Annotated in this window: 20 protein-coding genes and 1 pseudogene; 8 read left to right on the forward strand and 13 right to left on the reverse strand. The window is 74.2% G+C overall.

Translation table 11 applies throughout. The features are described 5' to 3' along the window. Window positions 1-25: 25 nt before the first annotated feature. The 3 genes from ACFYP4_RS13935 to ACFYP4_RS13945 all read right to left on the reverse strand — a co-directional run bounded on the left by ACFYP4_RS13935 (window position 26) and on the right by ACFYP4_RS13945 (window position 4236). A complete protein-coding gene (locus ACFYP4_RS13935) occupies window positions 26-391 on the reverse strand; it encodes a PH domain-containing protein (RefSeq protein WP_358850845.1) in 366 nt (121 codons plus the stop codon). 81 nt (window positions 392-472) lie between these two features. Next, window positions 473-2200: a methionine--tRNA ligase gene (gene metG / locus ACFYP4_RS13940; RefSeq protein WP_358850844.1), complete on the reverse strand. Its 1728-nt coding sequence runs from the start codon at window positions 2198-2200 to the stop codon at window positions 473-475. 155 nt (window positions 2201-2355) lie between these two features. Continuing rightward, a complete protein-coding gene (locus tag ACFYP4_RS13945; RefSeq protein ID WP_388785376.1) occupies window positions 2356-4236 on the reverse strand; it encodes a VWA domain-containing protein in 1881 nt (626 codons plus the stop codon). A 276-nt stretch (window positions 4237-4512) separates the two neighbouring features. Between ACFYP4_RS13945 and ACFYP4_RS13950 the strand changes: the two genes are divergently transcribed. Beyond that, window positions 4513-6582: a PhoX family protein gene (locus tag ACFYP4_RS13950; protein ID WP_388785378.1), complete on the forward strand. Its 2070-nt coding sequence runs from the start codon at window positions 4513-4515 to the stop codon at window positions 6580-6582. A gap of 38 nt (window positions 6583-6620) precedes the next feature. Here the strand turns inward: ACFYP4_RS13950 and ACFYP4_RS13955 are convergent, their stop codons facing one another. After that, on the reverse strand, window positions 6621-7565 hold the full coding sequence (locus tag ACFYP4_RS13955; protein ID WP_358850841.1) for a LysR family transcriptional regulator: 945 nt from the start codon (window positions 7563-7565) through the stop codon (window positions 6621-6623). A 199-nt stretch (window positions 7566-7764) separates the two neighbouring features. On the opposite strand from ACFYP4_RS13955, the gene snpA reads away from it, so the two are divergent. Beyond that, window positions 7765-8418, forward strand: a complete 654-nt coding sequence (gene snpA, locus ACFYP4_RS13960) for a snapalysin (protein WP_358850912.1) — start codon at window positions 7765-7767, stop codon at window positions 8416-8418. A gap of 178 nt (window positions 8419-8596) precedes the next feature. Here the strand turns inward: snpA and ACFYP4_RS13965 are convergent, their stop codons facing one another. The 3 genes from ACFYP4_RS13965 to ACFYP4_RS13975 form a co-directional block, all read right to left on the reverse strand. Next, entirely contained in the window at window positions 8597-10540 is a 1944-nt protein-coding gene (locus ACFYP4_RS13965; protein WP_388785380.1) for an FUSC family protein, read from the reverse strand. A 168-nt stretch (window positions 10541-10708) separates the two neighbouring features. Further along, a complete protein-coding gene (locus ACFYP4_RS13970) occupies window positions 10709-11134 on the reverse strand; it encodes a hypothetical protein (RefSeq protein ID WP_358850839.1) in 426 nt (141 codons plus the stop codon). A gap of 172 nt (window positions 11135-11306) precedes the next feature. After that, window positions 11307-12086 (reverse strand): alpha/beta fold hydrolase, encoded by a 780-nt coding sequence (locus ACFYP4_RS13975; RefSeq protein WP_388785382.1) that lies wholly within the window; start codon window positions 12084-12086, stop codon window positions 11307-11309. Between the two features lie 76 nt (window positions 12087-12162). On the opposite strand from ACFYP4_RS13975, the gene ACFYP4_RS13980 reads away from it, so the two are divergent. Next, on the forward strand, window positions 12163-13530 hold the full coding sequence (locus tag ACFYP4_RS13980; protein ID WP_388785384.1) for a PLP-dependent aminotransferase family protein: 1368 nt from the start codon (window positions 12163-12165) through the stop codon (window positions 13528-13530). Here the strand turns inward: ACFYP4_RS13980 and ACFYP4_RS13985 are convergent. Then, window positions 13445-14344, reverse strand: a complete 900-nt coding sequence (locus ACFYP4_RS13985; protein ID WP_388785386.1) for a hypothetical protein — start codon at window positions 14342-14344, stop codon at window positions 13445-13447. The two genes, ACFYP4_RS13980 and ACFYP4_RS13985, sit on opposite strands and share 86 nt — an antisense overlap. A gap of 189 nt (window positions 14345-14533) precedes the next feature. Here ACFYP4_RS13985 and ACFYP4_RS13990 point away from each other — a divergent pair, with 189 nt between their 5' ends. Further along, window positions 14534-15058, forward strand: a complete 525-nt coding sequence (locus tag ACFYP4_RS13990; RefSeq protein WP_358850835.1) for an SH3 domain-containing protein — start codon at window positions 14534-14536, stop codon at window positions 15056-15058. Window positions 15059-15263: 205 nt separating this feature from the next. Here the strand turns inward: ACFYP4_RS13990 and ACFYP4_RS13995 are convergent, their stop codons facing one another. After that, the gene (locus ACFYP4_RS13995) at window positions 15264-15731 is read right to left on the reverse strand and encodes a hypothetical protein (RefSeq protein WP_358850834.1); all 468 of its coding nucleotides are present in this window, start codon (window positions 15729-15731) and stop codon (window positions 15264-15266) included. 107 nt (window positions 15732-15838) lie between these two features. Between ACFYP4_RS13995 and ACFYP4_RS14000 the strand changes: the two genes are divergently transcribed. Beyond that, window positions 15839-16474, forward strand: coding sequence for an NAD(P)H-binding protein (locus ACFYP4_RS14000; protein WP_358850833.1), 636 nt, complete (start codon window positions 15839-15841; stop codon window positions 16472-16474). Between the two features lie 94 nt (window positions 16475-16568). After that, complete coding sequence (locus ACFYP4_RS14005) at window positions 16569-17732, forward strand: PP2C family protein-serine/threonine phosphatase (RefSeq protein ID WP_388785690.1); 1164 nt, start codon at window positions 16569-16571, stop codon at window positions 17730-17732. Here the strand turns inward: ACFYP4_RS14005 and ACFYP4_RS14010 are convergent. Continuing rightward, window positions 17704-19050 carry a hypothetical protein gene (locus tag ACFYP4_RS14010; protein ID WP_388785389.1) on the reverse strand — a complete coding sequence of 449 codons (1347 nt, stop codon included), beginning with the start codon at window positions 19048-19050 and terminating at the stop codon, window positions 17704-17706. The genes ACFYP4_RS14005 and ACFYP4_RS14010 overlap by 29 nt on opposite strands. 114 nt (window positions 19051-19164) lie before the next feature. Here ACFYP4_RS14010 and ACFYP4_RS14015 point away from each other — a divergent pair, with 114 nt between their 5' ends. Continuing rightward, window positions 19165-20658 (forward strand): molybdopterin-dependent oxidoreductase, encoded by a 1494-nt coding sequence (locus tag ACFYP4_RS14015; RefSeq protein ID WP_388785391.1) that lies wholly within the window; start codon window positions 19165-19167, stop codon window positions 20656-20658. A 319-nt stretch (window positions 20659-20977) separates the two neighbouring features. On the opposite strand, the gene ACFYP4_RS14020 is transcribed toward ACFYP4_RS14015, so the two are convergent. The 3 genes from ACFYP4_RS14020 to ACFYP4_RS14030 are packed head-to-tail and all read right to left on the reverse strand — an operon-like array spanning window position 20978 to window position 23138. Further along, window positions 20978-21751: a class I SAM-dependent methyltransferase gene (locus ACFYP4_RS14020; RefSeq protein ID WP_388785393.1), complete on the reverse strand. Its 774-nt coding sequence runs from the start codon at window positions 21749-21751 to the stop codon at window positions 20978-20980. Further along, window positions 21748-22380: a DUF2064 domain-containing protein gene (locus tag ACFYP4_RS14025; RefSeq protein ID WP_358850829.1), complete on the reverse strand. Its 633-nt coding sequence runs from the start codon at window positions 22378-22380 to the stop codon at window positions 21748-21750. Before ACFYP4_RS14025 ends, ACFYP4_RS14020 begins: the two co-directional genes overlap by 4 nt. Next, on the reverse strand, window positions 22377-23138 hold the full coding sequence (locus ACFYP4_RS14030) for a glycosyltransferase family 2 protein (RefSeq protein WP_388785395.1): 762 nt from the start codon (window positions 23136-23138) through the stop codon (window positions 22377-22379). Before ACFYP4_RS14030 ends, ACFYP4_RS14025 begins: the two co-directional genes overlap by 4 nt. Before the next feature lie 114 nt (window positions 23139-23252). Between ACFYP4_RS14030 and ACFYP4_RS14035 the strand changes: the two are divergent. Then, a pseudogene (locus ACFYP4_RS14035) lies at window positions 23253-23957 on the forward strand (response regulator transcription factor); the annotation flags it as partial. Between the last annotated feature and the right edge of the window lie 219 nt (window positions 23958-24176).

Consider the following 24176-nt stretch of genomic DNA (forward strand, 5'->3'; position numbering starts at 1 on the left):
GTTTCCCCGGGCGGGACGGGTACCGCTACCTGGCGGCGAACTGCGTCAGGATCGCCTGGACCTCGTAGATGTCGACGCCCTTGGTGAAGGTCTTCTGGATGGGCGTCGGGGTGCCGGAGATCCAGATCTTGAGTTCGGCGTCGAGATCGAAGTGGCCGGCCGTCTCCACCGCGAAGTGCGTGATGCTGCGGTACGGGACGGAGTGGTACTCCACCTTCTTGCCCGTGAGCCCCTGCTTGTCGATCAGGATCATGCGGCGGTCGGTGAACAGGATGGTGTCTCGTATCAGCAGGAACGCCGCGTGCACCCGCTCGCCCTGGCCCAGCAGTCGCGCGTAGTCCTGCTGGGCCGTCGCCGAGTCGATGGTGTGCGCGTTGCCGAACAGTGCCATGGACGGGTCCCCCACTCAGTCGGTGCTTGTAAGCGGGGGGACGCCCGTGGACCTTCGGAGGTTGCGCCGGGACGCATCGGGTTACGCGGCCGGCCCGCCGCCGAAGCGCTCCTTGTACGTCTCCAGGTCCTCGTCCGTGATCTTGGCGAAGAGGACCGGCGGGACCGTGAAGGGGGTGCCCGCCGGGACGGAGGCGAGGGCGCGGGCCTCCTCGGGGCTGACCCACGTGGCCGTGTCGTCCGGCAGCGCGAACGCCGAGCGCATCGCCTTGGAGGAGGCCGGGATGAAGGGCTCCGAGACCACCGCGTACAGGTGGATCAGGTTCATCGCCGTGCGCAGCGTCAGGGCCGCGCCGTCCTGGTCGGTCTTGATCTCCAGCCAGGGGGCCTTCTCCTCCAGGTAGGAGTTGCCCGCCGACCACAGCGCGCGCAGCGCGGCGGCGGCCTTACGGAACTGGAGCGACTCCATCTGCTCCTCGTACTCGGCGAGCAGACGCGCGATCTCCTCGCCCAGCTTCGCCTCCGCCTCGCCGGGCTGGGCGCCCGCCGGGACCTCCTCGCCGAAGCGCTTCTTCGAGAAGGACAGGACGCGGTTGACGAAGTTGCCGAGGGTGTCCGCCAGGTCCTTGTTCACCGTGGCGGTGAAGTGTTCCCACGTGAACGACGAGTCGTCCGACTCCGGGGCGTTGGCGATCAGGAAGTAGCGCCAGTAGTCCGCCGGGAGGATCTCCAGGGCGTGGTCGGTGAAGACGCCCCGCTTCTGGGACGTGGAGAACTTCCCGCCGTAGTACGTCAGCCAGTTGAAGGCCTTGACGTAGTCGACCTTCTTCCACGGCTCGCGGACGCCCAGCTCGGTCGCCGGGAACATCACGGTGTGGAAGGGGACGTTGTCCTTGGCCATGAACTCCGTGTAGCGCACGTCGGCCGCGCCGTCCGGCTCGTACCACCAGGACTTCCAGTCGCGGTTCTCGCCGGGGGCCGCGTCCGCCCACTCCTTCGTCGCGCCGATGTACTCGATCGGGGCGTCGAACCAGACGTAGAAGACCTTGCCCTCGGCGGCCAGCTCCGGCCACGTGTCCGCCGGGACCGGGACACCCCAGTCCAGGTCACGGGTGATCGCGCGGTCGTGCAGACCCTCGGTCAGCCACTTGCGGGCGATGGAGGACGCCAGCTGCGGCCAGTCCTCGGAGGCGCCGTCGATCCAGGCCTCCACCTCGTGCTGGAGCTTCGACTGGAGGAGGAAGAGGTGCTTGGTCTCGCGGACCTCCAGGTCCGTCGAACCGGAGATCGCGGAACGCGGGTTGATCAGGTCGGTCGGGTCGAGCACCCGTGTGCAGTTCTCGCACTGGTCGCCGCGCGCCTTGTCGTAGCCGCAGTGCGGGCAGGTGCCCTCGACGTAGCGGTCGGGCAGGAAGCGGCCGTCCGCCGGCGAGTACACCTGGCGGATCGCACGCTCCTCGATGAACCCGTTCTCGTGCAGGCGGCGGGCGAAGTGCTGCGTCAGCTCCGCGTTCTGCGGGGAGGAGCTGCGGCCGAAGTGGTCGAAGGCCAGCGCGAACCCGTCGTAGACCGCCTTCTGCGCGTCGTGCGCCTGCGCGCAGAACTCGTCGACCGGCAGGCCCCGCTCCTTCGCGGCCAGCTCGGCCGGGGTGCCGTGCTCGTCCGTCGCGCAGATGTAGAGGACGTCGTGACCGCGCTGGCGCAGGTAGCGGGCGTACACGTCCGCCGGGAGCATGGACCCCACCATGTTGCCCAGGTGCTTGATCCCGTTGATGTACGGAAGGGCGCTGGTGATGAGGTGTCGAGCCATCGCGGGCTGCTCCCAAGTCGCTACGTGCGGTGACGGATGTCGATTCCGGCTGCACCGCCGGGCCGTCGTACGAACCTTGAAATCGTAGCCGACACGGGTGGGCCGCCCGCCTCCCGTTTTACGGGGTGGGAAGCGGGCGGCCGGGAGCCGTGACGTTACGGGCGCCAGTTCGCCAGGACGCCCTCGTAGACCTCGGCGTCCGTCAGCTCGCGCGGGGCGGGGCCCGCGTGGAAGAAGGCGGCGTTGTCCGCCTTCAGCTTGCGGAGGTAGTCGAAGCCCTTCGCCTCGTGCTCGCCGAAGGCGACGAACGAGAAGAAGAGAGGGAGCTTCGCCGCGTCCGCGAGGGCCTGGGTGGCGGGGCCCTTGGCGTCGGGGGCGCCGTCCGTCTGGAAGACGACCAGGGCCGGGTCCTTCGTGCCCGACTTCTCGTAGTGCGCCACGACCTCCTCGATCGCCGCGTGGTAGCTGGTGCGGCCCATGTGACCGAGGTCCGCGTGCAGCTCGTCGATCCTGCCCTCGAACTCGGGGAGGGTCAGCTCGCCGGTGCCGTCCAGCTCCGTGGAGAAGAAGACGACGTTGACCGTGGCGTTCTTGTCGAGGTGGGCGGCGAGGGCGAGGACCTGTTCGCCCAGGGCCTGGGCGGAGCCGTCCTTGTAGTACGGGCGCATGGAGCCGGAGCGGTCCAGGACGAGGTAGATCTTTGCCCTGGTGCCGGTGAGGTCCCGCTTCTTGAGTGCGGTGCCGGCTTCCTTGTACGGGGGTACCAGGGTGGGGGCGTCCGCCTTCACCCTGGTGAGGGGGACGGCGGGTCGGCCCTGGGGGGCCGGCTTGGCGGAGGGCTCCGCCTTCGGCTCCGCCTTCTCCGACTTGGGCTCGGGTGCCTTCTCCGCCTTCGGCTCCGACTCGGGCTTCGCCTTCGGCTCGGGCTGCGTCTCCGCCTTCGGCGTCGGCTTCGCCTTCGGCTTGGTCTGTGCCTTCGGCTTCGGTTCGGGGGTGGGCTTGGCCTCGGCTTCGCCTTCGGCCTTGTCGTTCCCGCCCGCACCACCCGTGCGGGTTTCGTCGTCGGGTGCGGGGGCCTCCTGTGGGGCCTTCTCGCCGTCGGCGGCTGCCGGCTCGTCCGCCTTGGCGGCGGCCTTCGGCTTCGGGGTGGCCTCGGCTGCGCCTTCGGCCTTGTCGTTCCCGCCCGCACCACCCGTGCGGGTTTCGTCGTCGGGTGCGGGGGTCTCCTGTGGGGCCTTCTCGCCGTCGGCGGCTGCCGGCTCGTCCGCCTTGGCGGCGGCCTTCGGCTTCGCCTTGGCCTTCGGCTCGGGCTGGGGCTCGGACTCCGGCTCCGGAGCGGCTTCGGCCTCAGGATCCGCCTTCGCCTTGGGCTCCGGCTCCGGGGTGGGCTCCGCCTTGGTCTCCGGCTCGGGCTTCGCCTCGGCTTCCGCCTTCGGCTCCGGAGCGGCCTCCGCCACCGCCTCTGCCTTGGCTTCCGCCGCCGGTTCCGAAGCGGCCTCCGCCTCGGCCTTCGGCTCCGGGTCCGCCTCGGCCTTCGGCTCCGGGTCCGCCGTCGGTTCCGGCGTGGCCTCCGGTTCCGGGGCCGGGGTCGTCTCCGCCTTGGCCTCCGTCTTCGGGGCCGGCGTGGGCTCCGCCTTGGCCTCCGTCTCGGGAGCAGCCTCCGACTTGCGAGCGGCCTCCGGCTTCGGGGGCTCCGTCGGTTCCGGCTCCGGGGTCTGCTCGGCCTCGGGCTCCGTGCGGCGGGGCTTGGGGACCGTGACGTTGTCGAACGCGGCCGAGACCAGGTCGTCCACCACGGACGGGTCAGGCTCGGTCGACGGTGCGGGCACCTCGGCGGAGGACGTGGCCTCCTTCGGTGTCCCGGAGGCGGCCGGCTCGCTCGCCGGAGCCGGGGCCGGAGTCGAAACCGGGGCGTCCGGTTCGGACGCCGGAGCCGGAACCGTGGCCGCCGTCGCCTCCTGCGAAGGCTCCGCGTCGGCGTCACGACCCTTGCGTGAGCGGCCGAACGCATTCCGCAGGAGAGTGAGAATGCCCATGTGCGCAACCCTTCGCGTGAGTTGATGCCCGTAAATCCCTGGCCAGGACGGACACGTAAGGTTAGCGGCCGCAGCAGGTGATCTTGGCCGGGGTCCGGACGCGGGGACACGGGGTGGCGCGCCCCCGGCCGGGCCGCTCCCGGCGCCCCGCAGGCGCCGCCGCCAACACCCCCGTGGATAGCAGCGGTTCACCCCGGCTTCATCTCGCGTCCCCGTCTCCGCACCCGCGGCCACCTAGCGTCACGCTGACACCAAGGGAACATCTGGGGAGACAAAGTGCGCAAGCTGCTGCCGTTGATCGGATCGTCCGGCTCGCATCCCGGCGGCCGGTCCGCCCTTACCTGCCGGTTCCGCTGCGGCGACGCCTGCTTCCACGCGGTGCCCAACACCAGCGCGAACGCCTACGTCGGCGACGTCATCGCCGACGCGCTCAGCCGCCGGTCGGTGATGCGGGCGGCGGCCGTCGTGACCGTCGCCACGGCGGCGGGCACGGCCGTCGCGGGCCCCGGCGCCCCGCAGGCGTCCGCGGCCGAGGCGGTCACGGCGGCCGGGGCGGGCGGGAGCAAAGGTGCACGCGGGCTGCGTTTCCGGCCCGTCGCCCCCAACACCACCGACGCCGTGGTCGTACCCGACGGCTACCGCCAGAACGTCGTGATCCGCTGGGGCGAACCCATCCTGCGCGGTGCCCCCGCCTTCGACCCGGAGCACCAGAGCGCCGCGGCCCAGGCCGGTCAGTTCGGCTACAACAACGACTTCCTCGCCCTGCTGCCGCTGCCGGGCGAGCGCGGCCGGCAGCTGCTCGTCGCGAACCACGAGTACACCGACGAGGTGCTCATGTTCCGGGGGTACGACCCCGAGAACCCCACCCGTGACCAGGTCGAGGTCGCCTGGGCGGCCCACGGGCTGTCCGCGGTCGTGGTCGAGGAGGACCGACGGACCGGGCGGCTCACCCCGGTGACCCGGCACCACCTCAACCGCCGGGTCACCGCCACCACCGAGTTCCGGCTCACCGGCCCCGCCGCGGGCTCCGCCCTGCTGCGCACGTCCGCCGACCCGACCGGCCGCAAGGTCCTCGGCACCCTCAACAACTGCTCCGGCGGCACCACCCCCTGGGGCACCACGCTGCACGGCGAGGAGAACTTCAACCAGTACTTCGCGCGCGGCAGCAGGGACACCGACAAGCGGTACGGCATCGGCACCGGGACGACCGAGCGCAAGTGGGAGCGCTTCGACAAGCGGTTCGACCTCGCCCAGGAGCCGAACGAGGTGCACCGCTTCGGATACGTCGTCGAGTTCGACCCGTACGACCCCGACTCCACGCCCCGCAAGCACACCGCCCTCGGCCGCTTCAAGCACGAGGCCGCCACCGTCCGCCTGACCGACGACGGCCGCCCGGTCGTCTACACCGGCGACGACGAGCGCTTCGACTACTTCTACAAGTTCGTCGGCAGCAAGCGGATGCGCAAGGGCAGCAGCCGGGCCGTGCGCGAGCACAACCTGTCCCTGCTCGACGAGGGCACGCTGTACGTCGCCCGGCTGACCGGCGACTCCCCGGCGGCCGACATCGACGGCACCGGCGCCCTCCCGTCCGACGGCGAGTTCGACGGCAGCGGTACGTGGATCCCGCTGGCCACGGCGACCGCCGACGGCGCGGTGTCGCACGTCGAGGGCATGACGGCGGAGGAGGTGTTCGTCTTCACGCGGCTCGCCGGCGACAAGGCGGGCGCGACCAAGATGGACCGGCCCGAGGACATCCAGCCCTCCCCGCACACCGGCAAGGTGTACGTGGCGCTGACCAACAACTCCAACCGCGGCAAGAACGGCTACGCGGCGGCCGACGAGGCCAACCCCCGCAACGCCAACAAGCACGGGCACATCCTGGAACTCACCGAGCGCCGGGGCCGCGCCGAGAGCACGAGCTTCGCCTGGTCGCTGTTCCTCGTCGCGGGCGACCCCGCCGACCCGGCCACCTACTTCGCGGGCTTCCCGAAGGACCGGGTCAGCCCGATCTCGTGCCCCGACAACGTGGCCTTCGACCCGCACGGCAACCTGTGGATCTCCACGGACGGCAACCAGCTCGGCTCGCACGACGGCCTGTTCGGCGTCGCGACGCGCGGCGAGCGGCGCGGTGAGCTGAAGCAGTTCCTGACCGTGCCGACCGGCGCGGAGACCTGCGGCCCGCTCGTCCAGGACCGGCGCGTGCTCGTCGCCGTCCAGCACCCGGGCGAGATCGACGGAGCGTCCGTCGAGAAGCCGGCGAGCACCTGGCCCGACGGCCCGGGGAAGATCGTCCGGCCGGCCGTGGTCGCGGTGTGGCGCGCGGACGGCTGCGACATCGGGGTCTGAGCGGGCCGGGGGACGGCGCCCGCGGGGGTGGCCGGATGTCAGCGGGTGGGGGTGAAGGCCCTGCGTTCGTCGCGCTCGCGTTCCAGCCACTCCCGGTACGCCGGTGCCAGCAGCGCCGTCTCCCAGTAGGCCTCCGCGAGCGCGGGGTAGACGGCGTCGACCACCGCGTCCGTGCGGGCCGCGAGCAGCAGCCGTACGCCGAGCGGGTCGCCCTCGATGCGGCGTACGGCAGCCTCCGGGCGGGACGGCGAGGTGGGCTGGCAGACCGTGACGACGTCGCCGGTCGCCACCAGGGCGGCGGCCGTGTGGTAGTCGCCGTGCAGGACGCGGGGGCTGAGTCCGGCGGCGCGCAGCATCCGGTGGACGGCGTCCCACTCGCCGTCCACCGTGGGGTCGACCATCCAGCGGTCCCCGGCCAGGTCGGCGAGGCGCACCAGCGGCCGGCCGGCCGCCGGGTGGTCCGCGGGCAGGGAGACGAACTGGGGCTCGCGTTCGATGAGGACCCGCAGCCGCAGCCCCTCCGGGACGCGCAGCGGGGAGCCCTCGACCTCGTGCACGAAGGCGACGTCGAGCTGGCCGTCGGCGACCATGCGGAGCAGGGCGTTCGGGGAGACGTTCATGTGCAGGACGGGCTCCTGCCGGCGGTCGCGCATCCGGCGCAGCCAGCCCGCGAGGGCCCGGCTCGCGGTGGAGCCGACGCGCAGCTGCTGGCCGTCGGCGGTGGCGGCCCTGGCCTCGGCGACCAGGGAGCGCATTTCGGTCACCAGCGGCCGGGCGCGCAGCAGGACGAGGCGGCCGAGCGGGGTGGGACGGCAGCCGGTGGGTTCGCGGACGAACAGGGCGCCGCCCAGCTCCTGCTCGATCCGGCGCAGCTGGGTGCTCAACGAGGGCTGTGCCACGCCGAGCTGACGCGCGGCACGGTGCAGGCTGCCGGTGTCGGCTATGGCGCACAGGGCGCGGAGATGCCTCACCTCGAGGTCCATGCCCCGGGAGCCTAAAGCGGAAGCAGGCGTCGCACCAGATGTACAAACCGCAAGCAAAAGCGCCGAGTTGCACGGCCGGACGGGTGCCGATAGCCGGGTCCTATCGGCCATTGCCATCATCACAGCGGGCGTACGGACGCCGACACTCACCGTTGACGACTTCACCCCCCACCCGAGGAGTCACCGGATGAGAGTCTCCCTGCGCCTGTCCCGTCCCCTGCTCGCCGCGGCGGCCGGTCTCGGTGTCACCGCCGCCGGTCTCGGCGCGGTCCCGGCCGCCGCGGCACCCGCTCCCGCACCGTACGCCGCCTACACCGGCTCCGCCGCGGAGGCCAGGGCCAACCAGGCGTTCTTCGAGGCGGTCATCAAGTCCGTCGCGGAGAAGCGCGCCGCCAACCCGAACGCGGCCTCCGTCACCGTCGTCTACAACGCCTCCAGCGCCCCGTCGTTCGCGACACAGATAGCCCGCAGTGCCTCGATCTGGAACAGCTCCGTGTCGAACGTGAAGCTCCAGTCGGGCTCGAACGCGGACTTCCGGTACTACGAGGGCAACGACTCGCGTGGCTCGTACGCCTCCACCGACGGACACGGCAGCGGCTACATCTTCCTCGACTACGCGCAGAACCGGCAGTACAACTCCACCCGGGTGACGGCCCACGAGACCGGGCACGTGCTCGGGCTGCCGGACCACTACTCGGGTCCGTGCAGCGAGCTGATGTCGGGCGGCGGCCCCGGCACGTCGTGCACCAACGCCTACCCGAACGCGACGGAGCGTTCCCGGGTCAACCAGCTGTGGGCGAACGGCTTCGCGAAGGCGCTCGACAAGGCGCTGGCCAAGGCGGACGCCCGCTAGGGACTGTCGGGCAGTCAGTCCCGTCTGCCCCGCGACAGGCCCCGGGGCCTGCCCGGTGCAGCAGTCCCGGGCCCGGCCGAACGGACGGGCCCGTGTGCCGACAGTCACCCCCCACGGGTACGGACCGCCCCTGCACGGGCGGTCCGTACCGCTGTCGGCACCGTCGTCGCGGCGGCCCTCAGTGCGGTGACGCGATCGCCCGGGCCGCCGCGACCTCCTGGCGCAGGGGTTCGAGCACGCTGCCGGCGGGTCCGGTGAGGTCGGTGCGGACCCCGACGAGCTCCACGCTCTCCCGCAGCCCGTCCGACAACTCCCGCAACTGCCTGACGACCTGGGTGATCTCGGTGGCGGAGGGCGGCGGCGCGCCCTGTCTGATCCGGACCCGGGCCGCCGTCGTCGCGTCGACGATCCGCTCGACGGCGACGACCAGCGGCCACCAGGCCGCGGCCCGCCGTCCGGTCGGCGGCGGTTCGGTCAGGGCGCGCTGGAACTCCGTACGGATCGCGGACAGATCGCGGTAGAGGCGGCGCCGCAGCCGGGCCCGGTCGGGGGGACCCGCGGTGCCGTCGAACGCGCACTCCACGTATCCGGCCGTGTCGGCCACCGCGTCCGCGAGCCGGTCGCCGACCCGTACGTGCCAGCTCTCCGGCCACAGCAGATAGCCGGCGACGAGCGCGATCGCGCACCCCATGAGGGAGTCGACCAGCCGCGGCACCAGCAGGCCGGTGCCCTGGTGGTTGAGGACGTCCGACAGCAGCAGGATCACCGGGGTGATCGCCGCGGTCTGGTAGCCGTAGCCGCGCGGGGTGAGCGCGGGGATCAGCGGGGCCAGCAGCAGGAGTACGGCGACGTCCCACCAGCCGCGCGGCACCACGGCGAGCACCACGACGGAGACGACCAGCCCGGCCACCGTGCCGAGGGCGCGCAGCAGCGCGCGGGAGAAGACCGAGCCGAAGTCGGGTTTCATCACGAAGGTGATGGTGAGGGCGACCCAGTACGAGCGGGGTACCGGGACGAGCGAGACGAGGGCCTGGGCGAGCCCGACACACAGGGCGAGGCGCAGTCCGTAGCGCCAGGAGGCGGCGGACAGCAGCACGCCGCGGGCGGCGCCGGCGGCCCGGGCGCGCAGTGCGGCCGGCCGGCCGAGGCGGTCGTCGGGCGTGCGCTGCTCCCCCGTCCCGGCCGAGCGGTCGGTGACGACGTCGGCCGCGTGGCGCAGGGCGTGGTCGACGGCGCGCGTGGTCTCGGTCGTGGGGACGGGCAGGCGCAGTCCCACGGGTCCGCGGTAGCCGGTCTCGACGGCGTCCGCGAGGTGTCGGGCGGCGGTGGGGATCTCGTCGGCGAGGGGCTGTCCGGCCTGGTGGGCGGCGGGTGCGGCCTCGACGACGGGGGTGGCGGCGTTCAGCTGGGCGAGCAGCCGGACGAGTTCGGGACTGCGGCCGTGCTGGCGGGCGCGCCGGGCGACGACGAGGTCGTAGGACTGGTTGAGGGAGAGGGTGACGGCGTGCCGGGCGTCGTCGTACCGCGCGGTGCCGCAGGCCGCGAGCAGGTCCGCCACCTTGCGGTAGGTGGTGGCGACGGCGGCCCGCTCCGGCACTCCGGACCGCAACGGCCAGGCGAGCAGGGCCAGGACGAGGACGAGCAGCCCGCCGCCGGTCATCAGCAGGGGCGCCAGCCACCAGGCGCCCGGCATCGGCAGGCCCGCGCCGACCACGGCGTTGAGCAGCAGCAGCAGTCCCGACACGGACGCGACGGCGCCGATCGTCGAGATCATCCCGGAGACGAGCGCGACGCAGGTGACGGCGGCGACGGCGAACCAGCCGTGCCCGTACACCGCCGCGCCGACCGTGACGCCGAGGGCGCCGAAGAGCTGCGGGACCGCGATGTTCAGGATCCGCATCCGGTAGGCGTCGGCGGTGTCGCCGATGACTCCGGAGAGGGCGCCCATGGAGGCGAGCGCGCCGTAGGCGGGACGGCCCGCGGCGAGTCCGATCGCGAGGGGCAGCGCCATGGCGAGGGCGGCGCGGGCGACGGCGGCCCGGTTGACGGGTGCCCGCTCGGACCGCAGGTTCCTGACCAGCCAGTCGGGAGGGGTGAGGCCGGTGGGCAACTGGCGGGGCATCCGCCCATTATGGCGGGGCGGTCCCGCCGCCAGGGAGTGCTCCCGTCGCGGTCGGCCGCCGGCGGCCGACGACCACGCTCACCCCGGCCGGCAGCAGCCCGCCCGTCCGGACCCCGGGGGCGGGCGCACCGGGGGAGTGCTGCCGCACGGGGTCCGGCGGTGCGGCGGTCAGGGGGTGTGCGAGCGGTCCGACGTCGCGAGGGCCCAGATGACGAACCCGGCGATCGCGATGGAGATGAGGGACCAGACGGGCGCGTACGGCAGGAACATGAAGTACTCGATGATGTAGAGGGCGGCCAGGCCGATGGCCACACCGCGCGCCCACGACATGCCCTTGAGGACGCCGTAGCCGGTGACCGCGACCAGGATGCCGATGATGAGGTGGATCCAGCCCCACGTGGTGAGGTCGAACTCGTACACGTAGGAGCCGATGCGCTGGTAGACGTCGTCCTTGGCGATCCCCGCGATGCCGTTCAGGATGCTGAGGATGCCGCCGACCATCATCAGGATTCCGGCGAAGACCGTGCCTCCCGTCGCCCATGACGAATGGCTGGAGCGGTGGGCCTGGGGCGTCGCCGCGGCGTGCTGGGACATGGTGGGCCTCCTGTGGACGGTTTCCTCGCAGCTTCGCCCCGGGCGCACCCGCTCGCAGCCGGTGTGAGCCGAACGGGTGAACCGGCCGCCGGCGGCGGGGGGCGTCACCCCAGCCGGCGGCGGCGCCCGCGGGTCGCTGGAACGCCGGCCGCGCCCGGAAGGCCGGCGGGCGTCAGTCGTCCAGCCGGGCCAGGAAGGCGGCCAGGGCCTCGTTGAACTCCGCCGGGCGTTCCAGGTTGGGCAGGTGGGCCGCCGACTCGACGATCCGGAGCGTGGCGTCGGGGAGCGCCGCGTGCATCGCCTCGGCGTCGGAGACCGGTGTGTACGTGTCGTCGGCGCCGACGACGACGAGGGCCGGGACGGTGACGCGGGTGAGCAGTTCCCGGTAGTCGGGGCGCAGCGCACGGCCGCGCAGGGCGGCCGCCGCACCCTCGGGGCTGGTCGCGGTCATCATGCGGTGGACGTGCGCCGCGGCCCCGGCGTCCGCGTACGGCGCGACCATCCGGTGCAGCACCTCGTCGGCGTACCCGCGCATGCCCTCGCTCAGGAGGCGGTCCGCCATGTCGTCGCGCGCCTTCCGGCCCTCCGGTGTCTCCGCGGCCGGGAACGTGTCGGCGAGGACCAGCCCCCGGATGCGCTCGGGGAAGCGCCGGTAGCACTCCATGACGATCTGGCCGCCCATGGAGAGCCCGCCGAGCACGAACTCGGCCACCTCCAGCTCGTCCAGGAGAGCCGCGATGTCCTCGGCGAACACGCCGAGCGGGGTGACGCCGGGAACGACCGGGGAGGCGCCGTAGCCGCGCAGGTCCGGGGCGATCACCCGGCGGGCCGGCGAGAACGCGGCGATCTGCGGACTCCACATGGTGCGGTCGAAGGGGTGGCCGTGGACCAGGACGAGGGGCAGACGAGACGAGTCGGTGCCTTTGTCCTCGTATGCGAGGAAGGGTGCCATGAGTCCGACCCTAGGTTCCCCAACTCCTCGGTGCAATAAGATCTTTGCCCTCGGTGCAATGCGGGAGGGCGGGCGCGTGGGGGACTACCGGCGGATCGCCGACCGGATCGCGGACGACATCGCCGCCGGGCGCCTCGCGCCGGGCGAACAACTGCCCACCCAGCGGGCCTTCGCGCGGCGCCGCCGCATCGCCGTCTCGACGGCCGGGCGGGTGTACGGCGAACTCGTGCGGCGCGGTCTGGTGGTCGGCGAGGTCGGACGCGGCACGTTCGTACGGGCCGCGCCGGTGCCCTCGGGCCGCGCCCTGGCCGAGCCGTCGGCTCTCGCACCGGTCAACCTGGAACTCAACTACCCGTCCGCGCCCGGCCAGTCGGAGCTGCTCGCCGCGGGTCTCGCGCCGCTCCTGCGCCCCGAGACGCTGGCGGAGTCCCTGCGGACGGCGTCCGCGGAGGGGACGGCGGCCGCCCGCGAGGCCGCCGCCGCGCTCCTCGCCACCCCGGGCTGGAGCCCCGCGCCCTCCCGGCTCCTCTTCGCCGGCAACGCCCGGCAGGCCGTCGCCGGGGCGCTCGCCTCCCTGGTGCGCCCGGGTGGCCGCGTCGGCGTCGAGTCCCTGACGTATCCGCTGGTCAAGGACATCGCGGCGCGGCTGGGCATCGTGCTGGTGCCGCTGGCCATGGACGAGGAGGGGCTGCGCCCGGACGCGCTGGCCGCCGCGCACCGCGGCTCTCCGCTCTCCGCGGTCTACGTCCAGCCGACCCTGCACAACCCGACCTCGCTGACGGCGGGGACCGGAAGGCGGGCTGAACTCGCTGCCACAGTGCGGCAGTTGGATCTGCCGGTCGTCGAGGACCGCATCTGGTCCTTCCTGCACGAGGGCGAGGAGCTGCTCGCCGCGTTCGCCCCGGAGCGCACCCATGTCGTCGACGGGCTCTCCAAACGGGTCGCGCCTGGGCTCACGGCCGGGTTCCTCGTCGTGCCCGAGGGGCGGCAGGAGCAGGTGGCGCGGGCGCTGCGGTCCGGGGGGTGGACGGCGGCCCGGTTCGCACTGGAGGCCGTGGTGCGCTGGACCGGCGCCGGCACGGTGGACCGCCTGGTGACCGCCAAGCGGGCGGACGCGGAGCGGCGGCAGCGGCTCGCCGCCCGGCACCTGGACGGCTTCGCGGTGCGGGCGGACCCGCGGGCGTACTACGTCTGGTGGCGGCTCCCGGCGCCCTGGCGCGCGGACACGTTCACCGCGGCGGCGGCGCGGCACGGCATCGCGGTCACCCCGGGGCCGGCCTTCCACGTGGCCGGGAGCCGGAGCGGACCGGCCGCCGGGCGGGCGGGCGTCCCGCAGATCGCCACCGCCGCGGACGCCGTCAGGCTCGGACTCGCGTCGGTTCCTCCGCCGGAACTGGCGCGGGCCCTGCGGACACTCGCCGAAGTCGCGCGATCCGCTCCGTGAGCAGCGCGCCCAGCGCGAGGGCGAGGCCGAACGCCAGCAGCAGCCAGGAGACCGTGCGCAGCGTGCCGGTGAGCGTGTCGTAGATCGCGCCCGCCGCCGCGTGGGACACGTCGGCGGGCAGCCCCGACAGGGTCATCCGGCGGCCGACGGCGACGGCGACGGCGAGCAGCGCGGCCCCGAGGGCCGTACCGAGTCCCGTCGCCACCACCGCCCGCCGGCGGCACACCGCGACGAGCACACCCGCCACCGCCAGCGCGACGGTCACGGCCGGCAGCCAGAAACCGGCGATCTCGAGCACGTGGAACCCCTTCCGTAGCCGGGCCAGTTCGGCGGAGCGCAGCACCGTGATCTCGGCGTGCCCGACCGGAATGCGGTGGGCGAACGGCACGTGGTCGGCGGTGAGCTGACGCTTGACCTGCGCCGCGACGGGGGCGACGTCGAGCGTGACGGTCCGCTCGTCGTCGTCGCGCAGCGCCCGCATCACGGCGTCGTAGGCGGCCTGGTTGGCGGTGTCCCACGCGACGTGGAAGGCCGGCGTCCTGGTGAAGGAGCGCACGGCCGAGTGCACGAAGGAGCGCACCGGCGAGCGCAGCCGCGGGGTCACCTCGACCTCGCGCATGATGCCGTCCGTGGTGGCCGCGGCGATCGCCTCGCGGACCGCCGGGTCGGTGGCGAGCGGCGCCGTCACGGCCTCGTACCGGCCGCCGTCGCCGATCTCGTACGTCGCCCACGAGGCGAGGGCGCCGGCCGGTGCGAGCAGGCAGGCGAGGACGATCAGCACGGCCGACAGGGCGCTCCGGGCACGTTGGGACACCCCGTCAGGACAGTCCCCGACGGCGCCTGGTGCGAGCGGTTTGAGTGCATATGGGCGCATATGACAAGCCCTTCGGGGGAGCTGGGGGTCCCCCGGGGCGGAGCACCTCCGAAAACCCCGTGATTCCGGGCTCCGGTGGAGGCCTCCGCCGAACGGGTGTTACCTGGAGGCGGGGAAAGGAGGCCGATCATGCGCACCACCCCGGTCCTGCGGACCTGTGCCGCGGCCCTGTTCACCGGCGGTGTCCTCACCGTCGCGGTGGCGGGCACCTCGACGGCGGCGGCCCCGTCGAACCACCCTGCAAGCAGCGGCTCGGACGGCCCCGTGTGGGGCACCGTCGTCTCGAGCGGCGACCTCAACCTCAGACAGCTGCCCACCAGTTCCTCGGCCCTCGTCGGCAAGCTGCCGCCGGGGAGCGAGGACCGCGTCCAGTGCGCGGTGAAGGGACAGAGCGTCTCCGGCAACCCGTACTGGTTCTGGCTCGCCGGAGCCCGGGCCTGGGCGAGCGCCGCCTTCGTCGACATCGGCGACCGGGGAGTGCCGAGCTGCTCGGATCCCTGTCCCGGCTGGAAGGACCGGTCCGGGAACCCGTCATGGCACTGCAACCCCGCGTACGACCCCTCGGACGACGACCACGCCTCGGGCTCCGGCTACTGGAGCTTCAGCGCCTCGGGCTCCTGGAGCTGGAGCGTCTCGGTCTCCTCGTCCGGATAGACAGCGGCCGGGAGGGAGCCCCGAACGCAGGCCCTGAACGCACGCCCGGGAGGCCCCGGCGGATTGATTCCGCCGGGGCCTCTCTCACGGGGCCTCTCTCACGGCCGGTGACGGCCCCGGGTGTTGGGTGTTCTCACGGCCGGTGCAGGCCCTGGGCAACCGGAGCGGTTCCGGCCCCCCGCAGGGCCGTAACCGCTCCGGGGACTCAGCGCGGGTCCGGGCGGCCCTGCGCGTCCTCGTGCGTGTAGTAGCGGTAGAACATCGCGACGAAGACGCCCGCCGTCACCGCCACGGCCATCAGCACGGACCACAGGAGCGTGGAGTGCGACTGGCTGTGCAGGAACCCGATCGAGACGCCGGCGAAGACCGCCCACAGCAGCGCGTGCGGCTCCCGCCGCAGCCGGGGCGCCGTCGCACGGATACCGAACCACAGCGCCGTGAACGCGATCGCGCAGACGATGCCGAAGATCACGTTCCAGGCGGTGACGGCCCCGGCATCACGCCTGATCTGCGCCGCCCAGAACCCGTAGACCAGACCGAGCAGCACGGGAACGGCGATGTGGGCGCGCGCGCCGAAGACGTCCGGCCGGCGCGAGGTGCGGTCGGTGCCGGGGCTCCGCCCGGCCCTGCCCTGCGTGTGTGGTGCCCCTGACGTGGGTGCCGCTTGAGCCATGGGAACACTCCTCTCTCTCCTCGCCCCCGACTTCCAGGGCACACCCCGCCCAGGGGGGCTGGCAAGTCGGGATGCGGGCCTCCCGGCACCGTGTTTCGCTGGGCGTCATGAAGCTCGTACTCTTCGGCGCGACAGGCATGGTCGGCAGCCGCATCGCGACGGAGGCGTCGGCGCGCGGCCACCACGTCACTGCCGTGAGCCGGTCCGGGCAGTCCCCGATCCCCGGAGTGACGGCCACCGCCGCGGACGCGGCGGACCCGGCGAAGGTCGCCGCGCTGGCCGCGGGCGCCGACGCGGTCGCCTCGGCGTGCGTGCCGCCCCGGGACGGCTCCGACCCGCGCAAGCCGTTCCTCGCGCTCAACGAGTCCCTGGTGCGCGGCACCCGCGAGGCCCGGGTGGCGCGGCTCCTGGTCGTCGGGGGCGCGGGCAGCCTGGAGGTCTCGCCCGGCCGGGCCCTCGCCGACCAGCCCGGTTTCCCGGCGGCGTTCCTCCCCGAGGCCCGCGCCCACCGCGACGTCCTAGCCTTCTACCGCACCGTCGACGACCTCGACTGGACGTGCCTCTCCCCGGCCGCCGAGATCTCCCCCGGTGCCCGTACCCGCCACTACCGCCTCGGCGGCGACGAACTGCTCACCGACGAGCACGGCAACAGCCGTATCAGCGCCGAGGACTACGCCGTCGCCTTCGTCGACGAACTGGAGCAGGGCGCACACCCCCGTGCCCGGATCTCGGTCGCGTACTGACCGGGCGGGTGCGGGCAGGGTGAGCAGTCGGCGCGGGACGGAGCGGGCCGCGCGGCACGGGCCGGAGCGGGGCCGCCGGGCCGTGCTCGACCGGCTGCCCGGCGCCCGCCGGGAGCCGGACCCGGCCGCCCGCCAGCGGCTCCTGCGGATCCGTGGCCGCAGCGTCGCCTGGGTCCCGCCCCTGCTGCTGCTCCTCGGCATCGCGGTGCTCGACTGGAACACCTCGGGCGAGTTCCGGATCATCTCCTGGATCGTGCTGGTGCCGGGGATCGCCGCGGCGATCTGCGGAGTGTGGGGCACCGCCGTCTTCGCCGCCCTCGCGGTGGTCACCTACGTCGTCGTGGACACGTCCTGGCCGCACCAGTACCAGACCGGGCTGCCCGACTTCATCCTGGTCACCGCGGGCGGGGTCCTGGCGACGCTGGCCTGCGCGGTACGGGTGCGCGGCGAGCGGCGCATGGTGCACATGCGGGACATCGCGGAGGCCACCCGGCGGGCGGTGCTGCGCCCGCTGCCGCCGGGCTGGGGCGGCCTCGACCACGCGGCCGTGTACCTCTCGGCGGACGTCGAGGCCCGGGTCGGCGGCGACTTCTACGACATCCAGCCGGGCCCCCACGGCACCCGCGTCCTGCTCGGGGACGTCCAGGGCAAAGGGCTGGGGGCGGTGGAGACGGCCTCCGCGATGCTCGGCACGTTCCGCGAGTCGGCGTACCACGAGGCCGCCCTCGGCACGGTCGCCGCGCGGCTGGAGGTACGGATGCTGCGGCACGTCCGCTACTGCGACGCGGTCGGACGGGCCGACGGCGACCGCTTCGCCACCGGCGTCCTGGTCGGCTTCCGCGAGGACGCCCCGGACGAGGTGGAGGTCGTCAACTTCGGCCACGAACCGCCGCTCGTGGTCGCCCCCGGAGGGGTGCGCTCCCTTCCGCCGGGTGACGGACTCCCACTGGGGCTCGGCGAGTTGGCGGGCGGGCTGCCGCCCGTGCTGCGGGTGCCGCTCGCGCCCGGCGAGACGCTGCTCCTCGTCACCGACGGGGTGACGGAGGCCCGGGACGGCGACGACGTCTTCTTCCCGCTCGTCGACCGGGTCGCCGCCGCCCTGACCGCCGATCCGCGCACCGTCGAACCCCGGCGGCTCGTCCGGCTGGTCCGCGACGGCACGCTGCGGCACAGTGGCGGGCGCCTGGAGGACGACACGACGATCTTCGCCGTCCGCCGGCCGACGGCGCTCACCAGCCGGTCAGCAGCAGGTGGTTGACGAGCAGCGCGAGGACGGCCTGCGCGGCGAGCCAGCCGCGGGGACGCGTCAGGAACGCCCCCGCGGCGGACAGCCAGACGGCGAACGGCAACCAGATCCGCTCGGTCTCCGCCTTGCTCATCCCTGACAGGTCGGCGACGAGCAGCGCGAGCAGCGCGGCGAGCATTAGGACGGCGAGCCGCCCGTCACCGCCCGGCCGAGGCCACCCGGACGCCGGGCCGCCGCGGGTCGGGTGGCCGGCCGCGGCGGTGGCGCGGCGCAGGCCTGCGACCGTGGCGGGGCCCACCATCAGCACCGTGCACGCGAGGTTCGCCCACACCCAGTAGCCGTACGGCCGGATGCCGCCCGCCCCCTGGTGGTAGCGCACCACCAGCAGGCGGTACGCCTCCCACCAGTCGAAGCCCAGCAGGGTGAACGCCAGCGGCACGACGACGGCGCCCGCGGCCAGGAACGGCAGGACCCGCACCCGCCGCCGCCCGAGCAGCAGCACCGCCCCGGCGATCACCGCGGTCAGTGTGAGCCCGTACGAGAGGTAACCGGTCAGTCCGAAGAGGAGACCGGAGCCGAGCGCGGCGGACCTCGGCCGGTGCCCCGTCACCGCGAGGGCCAGCAGCGCCACCGCCCAGGCCGCGACCGCCGCGAAGTAGCCGTCGGCGGAGGTGCCCGCCCACACGGCGGCCGGCGCGAGGACGAGGAAGGGCGCCGCACGCCGGGCGAGGACCTCCCCGGCCATGGCGCGGACGGTCACCAGCACCGCCGTGCAGGCCGACGCCCCGACCGTGACGCACCAGACCCCGGCCCACGCCCCGCCGCCCAGTCCGACACGGTCCAGCAGGACGAACGTGAGGGTCGCCGCCGGGGGATGCCCGGCGACGTGCGGCGGCCAGTGGCCGGGGGAGTGCAGCAGGATGTGGTGGGTGAAGTCCCGCAGGGTGCCCGGGATGTCGTCGAAGCGGTCGACGGCCCGCAGGTACTCGTACCTGGTGGTCAGGCGCCGGGCGACCCCGCGGTGCCAGCCGTCGACGAGTGCGAGTGAGAACGTCCACGCCGTCGCCGTCCCCCACGCGGCACCGAGCAGTGCCCGCCACGGCAGGCGGGCGGCGAGCCGCGGCCCGTACGCCACGACGGCGGCGGCCACCACGAGCGCGGCCGGGGTGCCGGGCCCCAGATGCGGCTCCCAGTACGCGTACAGCGGCGGCCAGCCGACGTGCAGGGTGCCGTCCTCGCGCTCGATGGCGGCACCGACCAGCACGGCCGCCACGACGAGCAGCGCCGCCGCCAGGACGGCGGCCAGGTCACGCAGGAGATCACGGGTCACACCGGCACGCTAGGCGGGGGCACCCCGCACCGGGTTCCTCCACGCGTGGACGTCAGCGTTTCGTCATCGGTTCAAGCCCCCTCCTGCGGGCGGGTGCCGTCCTACGGTCGGGACATGCGCGACCCTCAGCCCTTTGCCTCCCGCGTCTCCCCCGTCGCCCGTGTCCGCCGCGTGTTCTCCCCCGGCTCGCCGTCGTCGCCCGCCTCGCCCGGCTTCTGGCGCAGCCCCCTGCGCGGGCCCTGGTTCACCTCGGTGCTCGGTGTCGTCCTGCTCGCCGGGATCACGGCACTGTTCGTGACGGGACTGCTCTCGTACGCCGCCTACAACCCCGGCCTGTCCCCGGTGAACGACAAGACCCCCGACAAGGGTCTGCTCGGCCTCTACCTCTTCCCGTGGCCGACGGACCCCGTCTGGCTGTACCGCCTCACGCAGGGCGTGCACGTCACGCTCGGCCTGGTCCTGATCCCCGTACTCCTGGCGAAACTCTGGTCGGTCGTGCCGAAGCTGTTCACGCTGCCCCCGGCGCGGTCGCTCGCGCACGGCCTGGAGCGGATCTCGCTGCTCCTGCTCGTCGGCGGCGCCCTGTTCGAGTTCACGACGGGCGTCCTGAACATCCAGCTCGACTACGTCTTCCCCGGCTCCTTCTATCCGCTCCACTTCTACGGCGCGTGGGTGTTCTTCGCCGCGTTCGTCACGCACGCGGTGCTGCGGGTCCCGGCGGCGGTACGCAACCTGCGGCATCCGCGGACGGGGTCGACGGGGACGGGGTCGACGGGGACGGGGTCGACGGGGACGGGGTCGACGGGGACGGGGTCGACGGGGACGGGATCGACGGGGACGGGATCGACGGGGACGGGATCGACGGGGGCAGATGTTTCACGTGAAACACCGCCCGCCGGGGGCGACACTCCCCCGGCCACACCGGAGTTGACACCCTCGGCGACCGCCGTGTCCGGGCAGGGGCTGGTGTCACCGGACCCCGCCTCCCCCACCGTCTCCCGGCGCGGCGCCCTCGGCCTGGTCGGCGGCGGCTCGCTGCTCCTCCTCGTCACGACGGCCGGCCGCAACTTCGACGGGCCGTTGCGCGAGAGCGCCGTACTCGCACCCCACGGCGGCCCCGAACCGGCCTCCGGAGCCGCCGCGTTCCAGGTCAACAAGACGGCCGCGGCGGTCGGCATCGACGCCGCGGAGACGACCGAGGAGGCCTGGCGGCTGGTCGTCACCGGCCGCACCGGGACCGTCCGGCTGAGCCGCGCCGCCCTCCTGCGGCTCCCGCAGCACGGCGCGGCCCTGCCCATCGCCTGCGTGGAGGGCTGGTCGACGTCCGACCAGTCGTGGCGCGGCGTACGGCTGCGCGACCTGGCCGCGCTGGTCGGCCACGGGGACGGCGCGGACGTACTCGTGGAGTCCCTCCAGCGTCACGGCGCGTTCCGCAGGGCGGCCCTGCGCGCCAACCAGGTCGCCGACCCGCGTTCCCTGCTCGCGCTGTACGTCAACGGCGAGCCCCTGACCCCCGACCACGGCCACCCCGCGCGCGTCATCGTCCCGGCGGCGCCCGGCGTGCACAACACCAAGTGGGTGGCCCGGATGACGTTCGGAGACCTGTGATGCGCACCCCCCGGCGGTTCCCCGTCGGCAGCCCGCCGCAACTCCTGCTGCTCGGCTGCTCGTTCACACTCGCCGCCTACGCGGCGGTGCGGCTGCTCGCCGACGACTGGCTCGGGGTGGCGGTGTGGTTCGTGGGCGCGGCGCTGCTGCACGACCTGGTGCTGCTGCCGCTGTACGTGGCGGCGGACCGGGCCGTCGGCGGGGCGCTCGGCGCGGCCGGCCGCCGGGAGTGGCGTGCTCACGTCCGCGTCCCGGCGGCGCTGTCGGGGCTGCTCCTGCTGGTGTGGTTCCCGCTGGTCAGCGGGCGGGTCGCGGGCCGCTACGCGTCCGCCACGAGCCTGTCGGGCGACGGGTTCCTCGCCCGGTGGCTGCTGATCACCGCGGTGCTGTTCACGGGCTCGGCGGTCCTGCTCGTCCTGCGGACGTCGAAGGCGTCGCGCCGGCGCAGGGCGGCGAAGGAACGCCCGCCCGCGGTCCACTGAGCCTCCGGCCGGAAACCCGCGCGGCGGGCGTGCCGCAGCAGGGCCGGAGTGCCGAGGCGGGCCCAGGGGAAGGGGGTGCCGGCCGCGCCGCGGCCGTCGGCGACCCGCACGTGGACCCGTTCGTCGACGTCCACGGGCGCGCTCTCGGCGATCAGCAGCCCACCGGGGGCGAGGAGCCGGGCGATCCGGCGCAGCAGGGCGCCCGGTTCGCCGCCGATGCCCACGTTCCCGTCGATGAGGAGCGCGGTGCCCCAGCGGCCCTCGCCCGGCAGCGGGTCGAACACGGACCGCAGCAGGGCCTGCCCGCCGATCCGCAGGGCGTGCGCGACGGCGGCCTCGCTGACGTCGACACCGAGCGCCGGGCAGCCGCGCGCCGCGAGCTCGGCGACGAGCCGCCCGGGCCCGCAGCCCACGTCGAGGACGGCGCCCTCGCACCGCCGCAGCACCTCCAGATCCACCGTGTCGGCCTCCGCGCACCACCGCTCCACCTCCAGCGGCAGCAGCCAGCCGTCGCTGCGGTGCAGGAAGAGCGGGCCGCGGCCGGCGCGCAGCGCCTCGGCGTAGGGGTCGGCGCACCAGGCGGGCGCGGCGCTGCCGGCCGGTGCGCTCATCGGCCGGCGCCCGCGGTCAGCCGGGCCAGTTCCGCGGCGAAGCGCCCGTCCGGTGCGCAGGCCGCGACCCGCGCCGCGTCGGGCGCCGTGTCGACGTCCCGCAGCACCGGCAGGTCCCGTACCCGCAGACCGGCCGCGGTGAGCCGGTCCCGCTGCACGGCGCCGGTGACCGCCGTCGACATCGGGACGCCGCGCACCAGTTCCGGGTCCGGTTCGGCCATGCCCAGCGCCCAGAAGCCGCCGTCCGCGGCCGGGCCGAAGCAGGCGTCGGTGCTCCGCCAGTCGACGGTGAGGAGACCGGGTGTCACCTGGGGGGTGTCCATGCCGATCAGCAGGGCCGGTCCTGCGCAGCCCGCGAACGCGTCGGCGAGGCGCTCGTCGAGGCCGCCGGCGCACTGCGGTACGACGTCGAAGCCGGGCGGCAGCCAGGGGCCGGGCGTGCCGTCCAGCACCAGGACGCGGCGCCGCGCCGGGGCGGCCAGCACCGCGTGCAGGGTGTCGGCGAGCGCGGCCCCGGCGAGCGCCGCCGCCTCCTGTGGGGTGAACGGCGGGGTGAGCCGTGTCTTCACCCGGCCGGGACGCGGCTCCTTGGCGATGACCAGCAGGGTGGTGGCGCGGGCGGTGTTCACCGGGCGCCGCCTCCCTCGGCAAGGGGCACCGGGGCAGGCGCCGGCGCCGGTTCGGCGAGCACCCGGCTCATGTCGCGGACCGCCTGCCAGGTGCCGCGCCAGGTGCCGGTCACCTTGGAGGCGCCGCTGCGGGGCAGATACGGCACGTCGTGCTCGGTGACGCGCCAGCCGGCGTCGGCGGCGCGGACGACCATCTGCAGGGGGTAGCCGCTGCGCCGGTCGGTGAGTCCGAGGGCGAGCAGCGGGGCGCGGCGGGCGGCGCGCAGCGGGCCGAGGTCGTGCAGGCGCAGGCCGGTGCGGCGGCGCAGCATCCGGGACAGGACGAGGTTGCCCGCACGGGCGTGCGCCGGCCAGGCGCCCCGGCCCCGCGGGCGCCGCCTGCCGAGGACCAGGTCGGCGCGGCCGTCCAGGACCTCGTGGACGAACGGCACGAGCAATGACGGGTCGAGCGAGGCGTCGCAGTCGCAGAAGCACACGACGTCCGCCGTGGCCGCGGTGAGCCCCGCGTGGCAGGCGGCGCCGAAGCCGCGGCGCTCCTCGTGGACGACGCTCGCGCCGAGTGCGCGGGCGAGGTCCGCGGAACCGTCGGTGGAGCCGTTGTCCACGACCAGTGCGCGCCAGCCGGGCGGGATGCGGGCGAGGACCCAGGGGAGGGCCTCGGCCTCGTTCAGACAGGGCAGGACCACGTCGACGGGTGCCGTGTCCGTGGCTGGTGCCGTTTCCGGTTCCGGTGCGGGAGAGGTCGTCACGGGTTTCACCCTACGAACGCAAATGGGGCGAAGCGGACTCCGGCTCCTTACGAAACACGGACGTCCGTGCGTCCGGGCCGCTCGGGGGCGGCGCCCGGACCCGCGCGGTGCGACGCTGGCGGCATGGAGCAGCAGCCGTACGAGTCACCGGGTCCCGGCCGGGGCGCGCGGGTCCTCGTCGTCGACGACGACCCCACCGTGGCCGAGATCGTGTCCGGTTACCTGGACCGCGCGGGTTACGCCGTGGACCGGGCGGGTGACGGCCCCGAGGCGCTCGCCCGGGCCGCCGCGCACCGGCCCGACCTCGTGGTGCTCGACCTGATGCTCCCGGGGATGGACGGCCTGGAGGTGTGCCGGCGGCTCCGGGCGCGCGGGCCGGTGCCCGTCGTCATGCTCACCGCCCGCGGGGACGAGGACGACCGCATCCTCGGCCTGGAGGTGGGCGCCGACGACTACGTCACCAAGCCCTTCAGCCCGCGTGAGCTGGTGCTGCGCGTGGAGTCCGTACTGCGCCGCACCGGGCCGGCCGCGGGGGTGCGCCCGCTGCGGTCCGGCGGTCTCACCGTCGACCCCGGAGCCCGCCGCGCCACCAAGGGCGACTCCGAACTCGCGCTCACCGTAAGGGAGTTCGACCTGCTGGCGTTCTTCCTGCGGAATCCCGGCCGGGCGTTCGGGCGGGAGGAGCTGATGCGCGAGGTCTGGGGCTGGGACTTCGGTGACCTGTCGACCGTCACGGTCCACGTCCGCCGCCTGCGCGGCAAGGTCGAGGACGACCCCGCCCGCCCCCGCCTGATCCACACGGTGTGGGGGGTGGGCTACCGCTTCGAGGGCCCCGCCGTCCCGGTGAACCCCCAGGACACGGGGGAACCCGCCCCGGCCCGCGGAGAACCCGCCCCGGGCATCGGCGAACCCGCCCCGGCCCGCGGAGAACCCGCCCCGGCCACTGGCGGACCGGCCCCGGGCACCGGTGGACCGGCCCCGGGCACCGGCGGACCCGACCCGGCCGCCCCCGCCCCCGGGAAACCCGTCCCGCCCGCCCCCGTCCCC

The organism is Streptomyces sp. NPDC005551, from assembly GCF_042871785.1.
Taxonomy (GTDB): domain Bacteria; phylum Actinomycetota; class Actinomycetes; order Streptomycetales; family Streptomycetaceae; genus Streptomyces.